Origin of the sequence: Paenibacillus sp. FSL R5-0517, assembly GCF_037974355.1 — a bacterium.
Lineage (GTDB): Bacteria > Bacillota > Bacilli > Paenibacillales > Paenibacillaceae > Paenibacillus.
This window is the reverse complement of sequence record NZ_CP150235.1, coordinates 5,193,489-5,207,829: the sequence shown is the minus strand read 5'-3', so window position 1 is coordinate 5,207,829 and position 14,341 is coordinate 5,193,489. Positions and strand designations below refer to the sequence as shown.

Annotated in this window: 16 protein-coding genes; 9 read left to right on the top strand and 7 right to left on the bottom strand. The window is 42.3% G+C overall.

What is annotated here, in order from left to right:
* Positions 1-22: 22 nt before the first annotated feature.
* Positions 23-1,228 (bottom strand): amidohydrolase family protein, encoded by a 1,206-nt coding sequence (locus tag MKX40_RS23265; protein WP_339236685.1) that lies wholly within the window; start codon positions 1,226-1,228, stop codon positions 23-25.
* Positions 1,229-1,520: 292 nt separating this feature from the next.
* On the opposite strand from MKX40_RS23265, the gene MKX40_RS23260 reads away from it, so the two are divergent.
* From MKX40_RS23260 to MKX40_RS23245, 4 genes are read left to right on the top strand one after another with little or no spacing between them, the layout of a single operon-like run.
* Entirely contained in the window at positions 1,521-2,525 is a 1,005-nt protein-coding gene (locus tag MKX40_RS23260) for an ATP-binding cassette domain-containing protein (RefSeq protein ID WP_124115777.1), read from the top strand.
* A 14-nt stretch (positions 2,526-2,539) separates the two neighbouring features.
* Positions 2,540-3,328 carry an ABC-2 family transporter protein gene (locus MKX40_RS23255; protein ID WP_124115778.1) on the top strand — a complete coding sequence of 263 codons (789 nt, stop codon included), beginning with the start codon at positions 2,540-2,542 and terminating at the stop codon, positions 3,326-3,328.
* 25 nt (positions 3,329-3,353) lie between these two features.
* Entirely contained in the window at positions 3,354-4,148 is a 795-nt protein-coding gene (locus MKX40_RS23250) for an ABC-2 family transporter protein (RefSeq protein ID WP_150365926.1), read from the top strand.
* Between the two features lie 4 nt (positions 4,149-4,152).
* Positions 4,153-4,419, top strand: a complete 267-nt coding sequence (locus MKX40_RS23245) for a hypothetical protein (protein WP_339236679.1) — start codon at positions 4,153-4,155, stop codon at positions 4,417-4,419.
* A 285-nt stretch (positions 4,420-4,704) separates the two neighbouring features.
* Here the strand turns inward: MKX40_RS23245 and MKX40_RS23240 are convergent, their stop codons facing one another.
* From MKX40_RS23240 to MKX40_RS23220, 5 genes are all read right to left on the bottom strand, one after another.
* Positions 4,705-5,082 carry a DUF554 family protein gene (locus MKX40_RS23240; RefSeq protein ID WP_339236677.1) on the bottom strand — a complete coding sequence of 126 codons (378 nt, stop codon included), beginning with the start codon at positions 5,080-5,082 and terminating at the stop codon, positions 4,705-4,707.
* Between the two features lie 34 nt (positions 5,083-5,116).
* Entirely contained in the window at positions 5,117-6,439 is a 1,323-nt protein-coding gene (locus tag MKX40_RS23235; RefSeq protein WP_339236675.1) for an amidohydrolase family protein, read from the bottom strand.
* A gap of 423 nt (positions 6,440-6,862) precedes the next feature.
* Positions 6,863-7,474, bottom strand: a complete 612-nt coding sequence (locus MKX40_RS23230; protein ID WP_090809647.1) for a TetR/AcrR family transcriptional regulator — start codon at positions 7,472-7,474, stop codon at positions 6,863-6,865.
* Positions 7,475-7,783: 309 nt separating this feature from the next.
* The gene (locus tag MKX40_RS23225; RefSeq protein WP_339236673.1) at positions 7,784-8,368 is read right to left on the bottom strand and encodes a hypothetical protein; all 585 of its coding nucleotides are present in this window, start codon (positions 8,366-8,368) and stop codon (positions 7,784-7,786) included.
* Between the two features lie 32 nt (positions 8,369-8,400).
* A complete protein-coding gene (locus tag MKX40_RS23220) occupies positions 8,401-9,060 on the bottom strand; it encodes a hypothetical protein (protein WP_339236670.1) in 660 nt (219 codons plus the stop codon).
* Between the two features lie 305 nt (positions 9,061-9,365).
* Here MKX40_RS23220 and MKX40_RS23215 point away from each other — a divergent pair, with 305 nt between their 5' ends.
* The 3 genes from MKX40_RS23215 to MKX40_RS23205 all read left to right on the top strand — a co-directional run bounded on the left by MKX40_RS23215 (position 9,366) and on the right by MKX40_RS23205 (position 12,406).
* Positions 9,366-9,635 (top strand): hypothetical protein, encoded by a 270-nt coding sequence (locus MKX40_RS23215; RefSeq protein WP_339236668.1) that lies wholly within the window; start codon positions 9,366-9,368, stop codon positions 9,633-9,635.
* A gap of 199 nt (positions 9,636-9,834) precedes the next feature.
* Entirely contained in the window at positions 9,835-10,872 is a 1,038-nt protein-coding gene (locus MKX40_RS23210; RefSeq protein WP_339236666.1) for an ROK family protein, read from the top strand.
* Between the two features lie 334 nt (positions 10,873-11,206).
* Entirely contained in the window at positions 11,207-12,406 is a 1,200-nt protein-coding gene (locus MKX40_RS23205) for an MFS transporter (RefSeq protein WP_339243172.1), read from the top strand.
* 84 nt (positions 12,407-12,490) lie between these two features.
* Here MKX40_RS23205 and MKX40_RS23200 read toward each other — a convergent pair whose 3' ends face one another.
* Positions 12,491-13,096 carry a DedA family protein gene (locus MKX40_RS23200; RefSeq protein ID WP_339236663.1) on the bottom strand — a complete coding sequence of 202 codons (606 nt, stop codon included), beginning with the start codon at positions 13,094-13,096 and terminating at the stop codon, positions 12,491-12,493.
* 431 nt (positions 13,097-13,527) lie between these two features.
* Here MKX40_RS23200 and MKX40_RS23195 point away from each other — a divergent pair, with 431 nt between their 5' ends.
* Both MKX40_RS23195 and MKX40_RS23190 read left to right on the top strand, forming a co-directional pair.
* The gene (locus MKX40_RS23195; RefSeq protein ID WP_339236660.1) at positions 13,528-13,830 is read left to right on the top strand and encodes an AbrB/MazE/SpoVT family DNA-binding domain-containing protein; all 303 of its coding nucleotides are present in this window, start codon (positions 13,528-13,530) and stop codon (positions 13,828-13,830) included.
* A complete protein-coding gene (locus MKX40_RS23190; RefSeq protein WP_339236658.1) occupies positions 13,827-14,162 on the top strand; it encodes a type II toxin-antitoxin system PemK/MazF family toxin in 336 nt (111 codons plus the stop codon). Before MKX40_RS23195 ends, MKX40_RS23190 begins: the two co-directional genes overlap by 4 nt.
* Positions 14,163-14,341: the final 179 nt, after the last annotated feature.

Sequence of the window (14,341 nt, the reverse complement as noted above, 5' to 3'; positions counted from 1 at the left end):
CTCTACTTTTACATATCTGAATTCACCAAACTGAGTTTAGAACATCGTCGACTTCTTTGATTCTTGTGACAGATGGTGTTTGAATTAGATTTCCTTTGACCATGACCATAGAGATGTCGGACAAGGCCTCAATATGTTCCAGCGGATTTTGCTCCATCATAATCAGATCAGCATGTTTCCCGATATCCACCGTCCCTGTAACATCGTCAACACCCAGGATCTTTGCATTGGTTCGAGTCACCATGTCGATGACCTGTTTGTTGTTCAGGTTGGTCTGTCTCATGTAGTGGTCCATCTCCCTCCACATATCATAGTGAGTCACGTAAGGCATGGCGGCATCATTACCGATCCCGATGATGATGTCGTTTTCGATCGCTTGTTTTACACCTTTGAGCATGGAATCGTAGACGAGTCTGGAATTTTCTTTTACCGTTGCACTTACCTTCGTTACGCTAGTATCCAGTGAAGCGGATGGATAGGCGGCTTGCAGGGTGGGGATGAGTGCGGTGTAGCCATTCAGGGCATTGGGATTATTTTTGAACAAACGAATGATTTCGTCGTCCATCTCCGAACCGTGCTCGATCGTATCGACGCCACCTTGTAACGCAACACGTACACCTTCCGTGCTTTCCACATGGGCTGCTACCCGCAGGCCAATCTTATGCGCTTCGTCACAGATCGCCGCAACTTCGTCCACTGTCATCTGTAAACGTCCAGCTTCGCCAACCATCTTTGCATCCGTCACGCCACCCGTCACACAGATTTTGATCAAATCCACGCCGTGTTTCACATTGATGCGCACATTCTTTCTGGCTTCCCACGGAGAGTCGCCCACAAGAGCCAGGAATGGAGCACCATGTCCCCCCGTTACACTTAGGAAAAACCCGGAGACAAGCAGATTAGGGCCGACAAAGTCGCCGTTATTAATCTCATCCCGCAGCTGAACGTCCGTGTAAAAGAATTCCCCCACACTGCGCATCGTTGTTACACCCGCATGGAGAGCGGTCAGCGCGTTGCGTTTCATTCGTTTTTTCAATATGTTTCTGCCGAATTTCGTATTCAGGATTCGATCATATGCGAACTTCAACATACCTTCGCTGACCGACAGACTGAATGGTTTACCATCTGCAAAGAGGTGCGCGTGAGCATTAATCAGGCCAGGCATACCATAGGAAACGATTCCTTGATAGTGAATGGCTGGTACGTTATTAAAACAACCCTTTTTCAAGGGGGATTTCTTGATGAACTTCGACCTTATAGCGTTATTAGCTTTACCGAGATGACTTTGATAAAGGTTAACGCGATTTGAGTTGAATGATATTACAAAAAGTGAGTAGATATATATATATTATTGATAGTAAGAATTGCAGCATGAAAAAATACCTAATTATAATATGAAAAATAATCTAATAAACATGGTATTTTTTCATTTTACAAAAAGGTAATATGTTAAAAAGAATGGTGGAAATTGTAATAAATTGAGTTGTGTAACATTAACTGAAGTGGACGAGGTGTGATTTATGAGCATCATTGATGTAAACGGTATCACAAAGGTTTATCGGCAATACAAAAGATTTTCGGGATTGGTTGGCTCTCTGAGAAGTCTAGTTACTAGGCAGTATACGGAGGAAGTAGCGGTACGTGATATCACTTTTTCGATAAAGGAAGGAGAAGCAGTAGGTTATCTAGGTCCAAACGGTGCGGGCAAATCCACCATGATTAAGATGATGACGGGAATATTGGTTCCGACTTCTGGCCAGCTAAGGGTTCTTGGTTCGATCCCACATGAAGCAAGGCAGAGCAATTCTCAAAATATTGGCGTTGTGTTTGGACAAAGGAGTAATTTATGGTGGGATCTTCCGGTTCGTGATTCTTTTGATCTTCATAAATACATATATAAGCTCTCAGACTCCACATATCAAAAAAATCTGAACTACTATTCCGATCTCCTAGCGTTATCCTCATTTATTGAAAAGCCTGTTAGACAATTAAGTTTGGGTCAAAGAATGCGAGTGGAAATCGCAATGGCCTTACTGCATGATCCCAAAATTTTATTTCTAGACGAACCAACGATTGGTCTGGATGTCATTGCCAAAGAACAGATTAGGGAATTTCTAAGGATGATTAATCGTGAGAAGAAAGTCTCCATTGTTTTGACGACTCATGACATGAAGGATATTGAGGAAATTTGCCAACGAATGATTGTTGTGAACAAAGGCAATATGGTTTATGACGGATCTGTCGAACAACTTCGAACAACGTTGGGTGATCAGCGCCAGGTTATCATTTACTTCCGGGAAGAACCAGGCGTGATTGATATACCCGGGATTAAACTAATAAAGGACGAAGGGTTAAGAAAAACGTACTTATTTGAAAAAAGCGACAGGACCGTATTTGATTGTGTGAATCAGATCGCTAGTGAACATGCAGTTGAAGATGCTTCTATTGAAAGCGCAGACATAGATTCGGTCATTCGGAAACTCTATAGAAAATTGGACGAAGAAGATAGAGCAAATGAGTTGTGAAAGGAGGGCCTGGGTTGAAAACGTATATTATGTTTGGTGTAAAAACATTCTCGAATCAACTTTCATATCGTTCTGAAGTTTGGCTAAGATTGCTCGGGAATTTTGTGGCTATTTTGATTCTGACTGAGATCTGGAGAGCAGTTCTAGGGAATGGAGAGATTGAAGGCATAGGTGTAGAGCAAATGATTACATATAGCATTATCAACACGTTGCTTGCTGCCCTGCTACTTACCGGAATTAGTGCAAAAGTGGATAACAGTCTAAAAACAGGTTCAATCGCTTCGGAACTTATTAAACCTCTTTCTTATCCTCTACATCTATTATCTGAGGGACTAGGGAATTCATTCTATCAGTTGGTGTTTACTTCTATTCCTTCTTTATTCATCGCATGGTTTTTCTTTGGTTTTCTTCCTCCAGCTTCGGCAATTCATTTTCTGTTTTTTTTGATTGCTTTAATCCTGGCATTGGCCATTTCGTTTTTGTTGGGGTACCTTATATCTTTATTGGCTTTTTGGCTCATGAATCACTTTGCATTAAATTGGATGTTGGGCGGATTCATCACGATTTTTTCAGGTTCCTTTTTACCCTTATGGTTTTTTCCGGATTCGTGGGTGACCATAACCAAAATGCTTCCTTTCCTGTACCTGGGATATCTTCCTGCTGCAATCTATTTGGGAGCGGTCACGATTCAGGAGATAGGAACTTTTATTATTACAGGTCTAGTATGGACTGCGGGGCTGACTCTTCTTGTGTGCTGGTTATGGAATAGGGCGATCAAGCGTCTGGTGGTCCAAGGTGGATAATGTAGCTGTAGAGAGGCTGATCTAAATGACATTGAAACTTTTTGGGAAATTAGTCTTTTTGTTAACTAAAGAAAGAATGGAATATCGCGGGGACTTCTTCCTTGCAGTTATTGCTCAAATCATTAATTATACCGGAGATTATATTATTATTTGGCTGTTTCTAAGAAAGTTTGATACTCTGGCCGGTTGGTCCTGGCCTGAAATTGCGTTGTTGTACAGTCTGGGGCTGTTCACTTACGCACTAGGAGCCTCTTTTTCATTTGTGCAAATGCGGGACCTTGAGAATCAAGTGAAGAATGGGACATTTGATTCAATATTGATCAAACCCGTGAATCCATACCTATACTTGGTATGCAGGGGATTCAACTTGGGATACCTTGCACATGTGGCGATATCAGGGTCTGTGCTGCTCTGGGCACTCTTTAAGTTAAACCTGAATTTATCCGGGGCTGAAGTGCTGTACCTTATTCTCTGTATCATTGGCGGGGCCATGATTCAGGCTGGATTCATGTCGGTAATCGGAGCCGTATCCTTTGTTTGGATTAGAACGAATTTTTTGTTCACCTTATTTTTCAAATTTAAGGAATTCATATCGTATCCACTCCCTGTATTCGGTACATTCATACAAGTACTTTTAACGTTTGTCATTCCATTTGCGTTCATCAATTTCTATCCTGCTGCATTCTTGCTTACCAAAGGCACCGCGCTGTTGTCATCATGGACGATGTGGATTGTACCTGTGATAGGTCCTCTGGTTTATTTGCTTGGTTACCGTCTGTGGATGCTCAGCGTGAATAAATATCAAGGTGCAGGAGGTTAAGTCTGTGGAACAAATAAAGGAGGCTATCTCGAATCTTTTACCTCAAACGGACAAAATGGGAGTCATGCAATTTATCAGGCAACATCGTTTAGTAAGTTTCGTTAGTTCTCGATTTGAGGGTGGTTATACAAAAGAGTTGGAAATTGATCTGTATAATATTAAGAAGTTGAATGAGGCTAAATTAGCTTTTTTGAATGGGCTTGGCCATTGTATAACAACCTATGCGACAAATGGAGACCCCATTCCTTCCTTGAGGGCGAGCCGTTTATAGTCAGTGTCTTTGACGATATCAACCGAAACTCTTGATTTTTATTGGAATACCTTAAATAGGGAAACCAAAGTAGCTGTTTTAGCCAAATATATTCATATTGAGAACGGGAAAGTCACCATTAACTGCATTAATAAGCATTCATACAATGGAATTACCCAATCAAATTATCGTAAAAAGTCGACAATTAAGTGTTGTCAACTTTTTATATGTTTCTGTGATAGTTTGTCTTAAGCTATAGACACGAATGAGTTAATTTTGTTCTTACATCTCATTTTCAACCCGAACTTAAGCATAAGAGATCGGGACAAATAAGGCAGGCAGTTGATTCAATACCTTGATCTTCGTAATCTTCAAAATATTTAACCTTGTACAAAGCACCAAGATGCCGCCAATCATAGTAATATCATTTATGAGGTTGGACAAGATGTTCTCGAAATTAATCAGTTGCCCAATGATCCCGTCTATGGTGAGGAAAATGATAAACATAATCTGATATTGACTGTTGGATATGCTGTTCATGGTTGTACTCGTGCCTATGATGAGCGCGCTGATTCCAATCACTTGATTGAGTATGGACTTGTATCCGTCATTCATGAACTCTTGGAGAGGGCCCCACGGGTACTTCCGCATATAATGAAAAACAATTGAAAATATACCAAGCATGATTTCATTCCTGATCCTATTTTTAATTCTGAATTCACCAAACTGAGTTTAGAACATCGTCGACTTCTTTGATTCTTGTGACAGATGGTGTTTGAATTAGATTTCCTTTGACCATGACTATAGAGATGTCTGACAAGGCTCCGATATGTTCCAGCGGATTTTGCTCCATCATAATCAGATCAGCATGTTTCCCGATATCCACCGTCCCTGTAACATCGTCAACACCGAGGATCTTCGCATTGGTTCGAGTTACCATGTCGATGACCTGTTTGTTGTTCAGGTTGGCCTGTCTCATGTAGTGGTCCATCTCTCTCCACATATCATAGTGAGTTACGTAAGGCATGGCGGCATCGGTGCCAATCCCGATGGTAATGTCGTTTTCGATCGCTTGCTTCACACCTTTGAGCATGGAATCGTAGACGAGTCTGGAATTTTCTTTTACCGTTGCACTTACCTTCGTTACGCTGGTATCCAGTGAGGCGGCTGGATAGGCGGCTTGCAGGGTGGGGATGAGTGCGGTATAGCCATTCAGGGCATTGGGATTATTTTTGTACAAACGAATGATTTCGTCATCCATCTCCGAACCATGCTCAATGGTATCCACGCCACCTTGTAACGCAACACGTACACCTTCCGTGCTTTCCACATGGGCTGCTACCCGCAGGCCAATCTTATGCGCTTCGTCACAGATCGCCGCAACTTCCTCCACCGTCATCTGTAAACGACCAGCTTCGCCCACCATTTTCGCATCCGTCACGCCGCCCGTCACACAGATTTTGATCAGATCCACACTGTGTTTCACATTGATGCGTACATTTTTTCTGGCTTCCCACGGGGAATCGCCCACCAGAGCCAGGAATGGAGCGCCGTGTCCGCCTGTGACACTTAGGAAAAACCCGGAGACAAGCAGATTAGGACCGACAAAGTCACCGTTATTAATCTCATCCCGCAGCTGGACGTCGGTGTAAAAGAATTCTCCCACGCTGCGCATCGTTGTTACACCCGCATGGAGTGCGGTCAGCGCGTTGCGTTTCATGCGTTTTTTCAATATGTTTCTGCCGAATTTCGTATTCAGGATTCGATCATATGCGAACTTCAACATACCTTCGCTGACCGAGAGACTGAATGGTTTACCATCTGCAAAGAGGTGCACGTGGGCGTTGATCAGTCCTGGCATTACGTATTTTCCTGAGAGGTCGATTGTTCTGTAATGACTTGGGATAATAAGTTCATGATCTCGGCCGATATCCTGAATAAGTCCTTGTTCATTGACGAGAATTGTCATGTTTTTTTGCAGATTGCTGTTGGCATCTCCGTGGATCAGATTGACGTTTTTTAATGCGTAAGCGGTGTTCATGTTGTGTTCCTCCTTAGAATGTGGGTGAAGCTATATAAGTTGAATGATGGGTATGTACACTTATCACTCCGATGACAGAACAACCTTCGGATCGCTGTTATCCCCAGATTTTTTTGATACTCTCTTATTAGGGGAAATCCGGTGATAAGCACATGCTTACGATGTAGCTTTCTTTCAGAAAGCTTTTGGCGAACTCTTCGCTTCCTCTGGTTATTTCTGTCCTCTCCGTTATCGGGTAAATGTAGGTTCAACTTAAATAGTTTGGTAAATGGTAAATATTCAACTTAAAAAATGAATAATTAATTCATTTTTGGATCAAAAAAATAGAGCTGCTTAATGTTAGATATTTTTTGCGTGCAAACCAAGTGAAAATGACCTGATCTGCACGCTTTGTCTAACCAGCATAATTGATGAGAAGGAGCGTTATTCATTGAGACTTTTCATACCGTACAGTCTGTATACATACAACGCTTCGAATATTTGCTTCCGGCTGTCCTCGCTCATATCCCGCTTCAACAGATCCAGGTTCATGTCGATCACGTTGTGTGCGAGGATGTTCAGTAGGATCAAGTTCTCCTCGGTGCCAATCTCATACCGTTTATATTGGTTCTTCAGATAGGCCTTCTTGGTTTCGATCATCAGCTCAACAAGTTCATTCTTGGCGTTGGTGTAGATCGTTCCTTTATTCTTTTCGAAGATGATCACAATCTGATTCCGGTATTTCCGTAATACATCCACCTGTTCCTGTAACAGCGCCGACTTTCGCTCGCTATCCGTTTCCTCGAACAAGGTCTGATTATCAAAGTGAATCGTCTCCACCAGCACATTTTTCAGATAATCCACCAGATCCGGCGGCACGACAGCGTAGAAGAGTTCCTTCTTGTTCTTAAAATAAGTATAGATATTGCCCACGGAAATATTGATCTCATCCGCGATATCGCTCATCTTGGCATCCACATAGCCTTTTTCAAAAAAGACCTTGAGCGCCGCGTATTCAATCTCTTTCCTAACTTCGTCTTTCTTGGCTTGCACCATCGGGAACGACTCCTTAATAGTGAATGGTTAGTTCGTTATTAGGATAGACCTTTTTTTAGGGGGTGTCAAATCGGGGAGGAAATTCCAACAGTAATGTAACAAATATGCTACCTAAGTTGTAGCTAAGTGGATATTTTTTATATTGTCGGACTTGAATACAAGAAAAATTAAGCAGCCTTAGTTCAGTCGAATATTGAACCAAGGCTACTTAGGGAACTGTTTCAAAACATCTACTTTGTATAGAAGGGGATTGTTTAGATTGAATTATGAGATTCATTTATAAGTTATCAGAGCAAAATTAAAATACGACTAACTTCCGTTGATTGCTTCGGTTGCCCCAGCAATATCTCTACTGGTTGGAAAAGATGCTGTTGAAGTCGAATATCCATACATTAGCTTTCCTTGATTATTATCACTATAAAGATCATTTAATCCAATAGCATGACCGAGTTCATGTGTTAAGGCATGTGAATTTTGGGCAGCTGTTCTAGAAGACATAATTGATGTGTTCATTCCTAAAGTCCAAGCATATAAATGTCCGTTAACGTCAGAATAATAATTACCAAAGTAAGCAATGGTACTCGTGTTAGGATCAGTGTATTTAATAACTCTTCCGTTAGTAGACTCAGTATTAGTTTTTGTAATATTAACTACACCAGTAGTATTCCACCTTGAGGCTCCGTTACTGACATATCCAGCGTATGTTGAGTCAACATTTTGGAGATTATAAGTGAAACTTGAAGAACCTTGTTGATTGTTACAATCAACAGAGTATCCAGAAGATTCTCCATTCGGGTGACAAGTATTAGGAGACTTATGTGCATATGCATTTATAGGAACAAGAGTTGATAAAAGAAGAGAAGTTATTGACAATTTTACTAGGAATTTTCTCATAATCTATACCCCATTTCTTTCTCTTTGTTAAATTATTTAGTTACTGATTCTATTTTCTTAATGAATTCTTCTTCGTTGAGCACTTGAGTGTTAGGCGTTTCATTGAGATTTAAAGTATGGTTGTTCTCAACATCATAAAGTTCTTTGTCAATATACCCTAATTTTTCAACAGTGTTATTTCTAATATTTTTATACATATTAGTCTCTTCACCCAGTATCCAATAAAGGTTTGGATATTCTTCTGCCACAGAACCAACAGCTTTTTTCAAGAATAGAATATATTCTTCATTTTCTTGGAATAACGGATTATCATTAAACAAGACTTCACTATTACCTTGTTGCATGATACTAATAGTTTCTGATACTAGTGTAGGGTCACTTTTTTGTGTACTTAGAATTTGAGCATTAAATATACTTTTAGGCACGGGTTCGGTAAGTTCACCAAGGTTTTCACGTAATACTACTTTGACAATTAAATCTGCTTGTTTAACCCCATCCTCGAAGGGAAATACCTCTAGTTGACCTTTGAAGGTTTTCTTTTCATCCGTTTCTTGATTATTAATAGGTCCTGAAGTCTGAGCATCCCCATTAACGACTGACCCTGAATTCCTTTGATCAAGTGTACCTGAGTAAATCATTCCTCCTGCCATTAAAGAGAGTATGACTGTTGAAAAAACTAATTTTTTATTCATAAAGCTAACCTCCAATCTAAATTTATGTTCTTTCCAATAATTAGACGGTGGAACTTCTAGGAATGTTTAACATATTTATATAAAAAATTGAATTAATGATTTTTATGTTGGAAATCTATAATAATAATACTTCATAAAGCCGCATGTGTAGCAGGCAAAACTTAAAGATTACTATAAATTCATTCAGTCAAATAGATGATTACTGTTAATAAACAATGATGCGAATAGGAATACAATGGTACGTTCTCACGTACCACATCTTTACTAGTGATATGTTACCCTGTCCTTAACAAAGGAGTGGTGACATGACAAGTACCAACAGCGAAGACCTCGCTTCGCAGTACGTACAACTCGTCCGACAAGAAGACGATTACGTCGATCAACTGGTCACATGTAACAAACTCATCCTGGACGCCATGGATATTATCGCGAGGCAGGCAGGTGTGCTAGACATGGAGACAGTGAAACAAGCAGCATATCACCTTCATGCCATGGAGCAGGATCTAAACCGAAAATTATTTAAAGTCCGACTGGAGAAGAGCATCTTGGCAAATCAAATGAGCCAGTCTACATAAAACCACTTTAACTAAAGGACAGTGCAGGATCACACAAGATGATCATGAACTGTCCTTTTGCCTTCCCATCCAAACGTTTTCCCCTTCCAATTAAGCATTGACTTTCCCCACAAATCCCCCTACACTTCAATTATTAAAACACTTTTAAAAACTTTCATTGAATGGTTCGAAATGAACGAAAGGAGGCATATAACTAACGATGTTACCCACATCACACAACACCCAACAGGTGAAGCGCATTAACGTTGAATTGGTAAAGAACACACTCAGATCCATGGGCGTAGGCACGAAGGCTTCCATCGCGAACTTGACGAAACTCAGCGTAGCGACATGCGGCACGATCCTGAACGAATTACTCCAAACTGGTGAGATTATTGATCTGGGCCCGGATGAATCGAGTGGGGGAAGACCTGCAAGTCGGTATCAGTTCAATGCGGACTACGCCAGTGTGCTGTGTCTGATTATTCGGACAGAGGGCGGCATTCACTCAATCACACATACATATGCCAATCTGAACGGAGATATGGCGGACGAACAGACGCTCATTTTGGAAGAAATTAATGTAACGGTGGTAGAGGATCTGATTGCAAATCTGATCGAACAACACCACAATGTGCAGGCGATTGGTATCGGCATACCTGGTGTGGCGCACAACGGCGTGATTGGGATTTGCGATGTACCGGAGCTGATGTATCAGCCGCTCGGGCCAAGGCTTAAGGAGCAATATGAAGACGTGGAAGTGGTTATTGGCAACGACATGAACCTGACAGTTTACGGACTTTACAACCAGCAGCAATTTGAGGAAGAGAAGAACTTCGCGGTGGTGACGTTTCCGGAGAATCATTTTCCGGGTGCAGGCTTTATCATTGATGGTCGTCCGCTGACGGGGAACACGCAATTTGGGGGCGAGGTGTCCTTTTTACCTTTTGGCGTGTCACGGGAAGAGCAGCTGCGCATGTTGAAAACGACGGAAGGGTTGCAGGAACTCGTCACAAAGACGCTGATCTCCATCATTGCGATTATTAACCCGGCAGCGATTGTCGTTACGGGCGATACAATGGACCCGGCTATGCGGGATGACCTGTTACAAGGCTGTCGGGATCACCTGATCCCACAGGAACATATGCCGGAGTTGATCATCCAAAGAGACACTCGGCGCGAGTATGTGACTGGGCTAGTCGCTGTTACACTGGAGAGCCTGACCTACCGCATTCAGGTAATTGAGAAGCAGTGGTAAAGGAACTGAACGTCGATCAGAAGGATGATCTTTCATCAGATCAATGAGTTGTAATATCCCTTTTATATAAGTGAACTATTTCATTGAACAGGTAACAGAGAGGACAGAAAAAACCTGAAAAAGCGAAGCGGTCACCTTTATCCCCGGATTTTCCCTTTGGAGAAGGGAATTCAAAAAAATCTGGGGATAACAGTGATTGGAAGGTTATTCTGTCATCGGAGTGTCCGAGTTAATGACCCTTGTTTCAACTTATATAGACACACTGGAGGAACTTATTTTGAATCAGCAAGCAGATACACAAGGCAACAAACGAAAGTTCAACAAGCTGTACGCCATGCAACTGGCAACAATCTTTTTGGGATTTATCGTATTTGGCATATCGGAAAATATTAAGGGACCAGCCATTCCGCGCATTCAATTCGACTTCAATCTGGATGAGAAACAGCTCGGGACGTTATTGTCCCTGAATGCACTGGGTTACCTGATTGCCTGCTCCTTCACAGCTATTCTGGTTCGCAAATGGGGCATCAAGGCTGTCAGCATCATATCGTTTGCATCGATGATTCTATCGGGCGTGTTCATTTATATGTCTCACAACTATCCGCTCTTTGCTTCATCGTACTTCTTCATGTACATCGGTAACGGCATGCTGGAGATTGCTTTGGCGATTCTGGGTGCGCGGATCTTTGTGAAAAACACAGGTACGATGATGAACCTGTCCCATTTCTTCTATGGGTTAAGTTCCACGGTGGCGCCTTTGCTGGCGACAGGGGTGATGTCGTTGAGCGTGTTCGGACATGTACTGGACTGGCGCGGCATGTATCTGGTGATGTTGTCGCTCTGTCTGTTGCCAATCATTGCGGCACTGCGCAGCAAATTCCCGGGGGATGATCTTCCTCATGAAGATCGGACCTCGCTTAAGACGTTAACACGTGATCCTGCCCTTTGGCTGATGGTGCTCATTCTTTCTTTTGGCGTGGTATCGGAACTGGCGGTTGGGGGTTGGCTGGTTAATTTCCTGGAGAAAGCCTACACGTGGGACACGGTCAAAGCCTCCGGGTTGTTATCTGCGTTCTTCCTCACATTCTCGCTAGGACGCTTGCTGCTTGGACCATTGACGGACCGGATCGGATTTGTATTGTCACTGATTCTGTTCTCAGCGTTCTCGGGAGTATGTACGTTCGTGGCGCTTGCAGGGGGAGAGCGTCTTGCGATTTTCTTTGCGATATCTGGCGCGGGCATAGCGATGATCTATCCAACTGTTATGGCGTTTATCGCACGCAGATATCCGAACGGCAGTGACACTGCGATTACATTCACGGTTACGCTCATGGGGGTTGGTAGTGTCATCGGTAACTATGTGATTGGCTGGGTCATTGAAGGTGTGAAGAATATATACGGTTCAACGACTCAGTTGGGACTGCTGCGCGGGCTTCAGGCGGGATATGGATTCATTGGATTATGTGCGGTGATCTGTGCGGTATCTGGCGTAGTGTTGTATGTGTATTTGAAAAGAAGGCAGGAATTGATTTAGAAATCAATTGCAAAGATAAAAGCCCCACTGATCTCCATGATCGGTGGGGCTTTGCATATGAATATATGAGTAGATTAGTAACTCCTATGATTTGTTCAAAGCCGCTCTTCTTTTCCAACGTTTCAGAAGCACGTACAATCCGAATCCGCCCAAGAAAACCACCGCTGCCGGAACGATATAAGGTTTAACAATCTCATCCACGTGCTCCCATTGAGAGCCTAATTTGAAGCCTAAGTAGATGTATAATGAGGTGATCGGAAGCATGGCCAGGAATGTAAAGAGACTGAATTTGAACACATTCATCTTCGCCATTCCGCAAGGGATGGAGATCACGGTCCGAATGCCAGGTACAAAACGGCCATAGAAAGCGACCCCGCTGCCATATTTCTCGAAGAACGTATCGGAGGCGTCCAGATGATGAGGTTTAATCAAGAAATACTTGCCGTATTTTTCGACCATAGGTCTGCCGCCGTACCGTCCCAGGGCATATAACGTCAGAGGGCCAAACGTTCCACCTACGGTACCCGCCAGTATAGCCAGCCACAGTTTCATATCTCCAAGGTACACCCAATATCCCGCCATGGGCAGCACGAGTTCAGCGGGTACGAATTCAAACGACAAGGCAATAACGAGACCTGCGTACGACAAATCTTTGAAAAAAAGTATAAATTGCGTGATCCACTCCGTCATGCTTTCCCTCCACAAATCTATCTATTTTTTATAGTTTAGAAACACTCCTATACCAAGAGTAACAATAGCGAATAGAGCTTGTCAAAACTCACACGCATATCCGATTAAGCCCGTCACGGCGGGATATGTTAGGTCATACATAAGCGATATCTCATTCGACATGCGTTGAGCAGGCGGTCGGTCTTCGAACAAGATGAACTCCATATCACCCTGCCCCTAACACCAATATAACACTCTGAAAATGTTTCCAAATATAGCGTGATAAAACTATCACTAGCTTCTTCACCATCCTGTACATAAAGAGAAGGAGATCAGAACATGACCGAAACTTCGATTATCGACCAGATCCATATTATGGTTGAATACAATGTATCCTTTTATTGTTTCATGTATATCATATAGATATACAACTGTAGGGAGGTGAGGTATAATTGGAGCATCAATCAAACGAAAGGCGTGGGATTGCCATGACTACAGCCACACTTAGCAAATGGGGAAATAGCAGTGCAATTCGTATTCCTAACCAATTGCTTAAGCGTCTTAATCTGGAAGAAGGCTCGGAAATCGAGATTTTGGTGACAGAAGATAATGAATTGTTGTTGCGTCCAAAAACCAAGCCTGTAGAGTCCAATGAGGAACTTCGTAACCATCTAAAGACGTTGCTCTCTAAAGTAAAACAGGATGCAAGACATGAAGAAATAGACTTTGGCACTGAAGGGAACGAGTTACTTTGATTATTCCCAAGCGAGGCGATCTGATATGGCTTGACTTTGATCCTCAAGCGGGTCATGAGCAAGCCGGGAGACGACCGGCTATTGTTCTATCGGAACTTGAATTCAATGAAATAACGGGTTTTGCCGTTGTATGTTCCATAACGAGCCAAGCCAAGGATTATCCTTTTGAAGTTACACTACCAGAAGACCTGCCATTTTCAGGTGTTGTTTTGACAGATCAGTTGAAGAGTCTTGATGTGCGGCAACGACGTATCCAAATTGCGGGACATGCCGAACCAACCTCTGAATTTATGAAATCAGTTCTACGCAATGTCCGTTCTATATTGGCATAATTGAAAATTAGTAGCTGATCATATTCCTAAATCCACGTCTAACTAAAAGACGTGGATTTTTTCTTTCATATCTAAGTAGCTTCATCCATCCTTGACGCTTCGAATAAGAGCTTCCGAAAGGCACTTATAAGTTGATAAGAAAGATTTTTAATCCTCTGAAAATGCTTCCAAATATAGTA

What these genes read in the sequence shown, in the direction of transcription:
- MKX40_RS23220 (WP_339236670.1), bottom strand. Translation starts at nt 9,060, where the DNA reads ATGAATAAAAAATTAGTTTTTTCAACAGTCATACTCTCTTTAATGGCA.
- MKX40_RS23225 (WP_339236673.1), bottom strand. Translation starts at nt 8,368, where the DNA reads ATGAGAAAATTCCTAGTAAAATTGTCAATAACTTCTCTTCTTTTATCA.
- MKX40_RS23215 (WP_339236668.1), top strand. Translation starts at nt 9,366, where the DNA reads ATGACAAGTACCAACAGCGAAGACCTCGCTTCGCAGTACGTACAACTC.
- MKX40_RS23230 (WP_090809647.1), bottom strand. Translation starts at nt 7,474, where the DNA reads ATGGTGCAAGCCAAGAAAGACGAAGTTAGGAAAGAGATTGAATACGCG.
- MKX40_RS23205 (WP_339243172.1), top strand. Translation starts at nt 11,207, where the DNA reads ATGCAACTGGCAACAATCTTTTTGGGATTTATCGTATTTGGCATATCG.
- MKX40_RS23240 (WP_339236677.1), bottom strand. Translation starts at nt 5,082, where the DNA reads ATGCTTGGTATATTTTCAATTGTTTTTCATTATATGCGGAAGTACCCG.
- MKX40_RS23235 (WP_339236675.1), bottom strand. Translation starts at nt 6,439, where the DNA reads ATGAACACCGCTTACGCATTAAAAAACGTCAATCTGATCCACGGAGAT.
- MKX40_RS23260 (WP_124115777.1), top strand. Translation starts at nt 1,521, where the DNA reads ATGAGCATCATTGATGTAAACGGTATCACAAAGGTTTATCGGCAATAC.
- MKX40_RS23200 (WP_339236663.1), bottom strand. Translation starts at nt 13,096, where the DNA reads ATGACGGAGTGGATCACGCAATTTATACTTTTTTTCAAAGATTTGTCG.
- MKX40_RS23250 (WP_150365926.1), top strand. Translation starts at nt 3,354, where the DNA reads ATGACATTGAAACTTTTTGGGAAATTAGTCTTTTTGTTAACTAAAGAA.
- MKX40_RS23210 (WP_339236666.1), top strand. Translation starts at nt 9,835, where the DNA reads ATGTTACCCACATCACACAACACCCAACAGGTGAAGCGCATTAACGTT.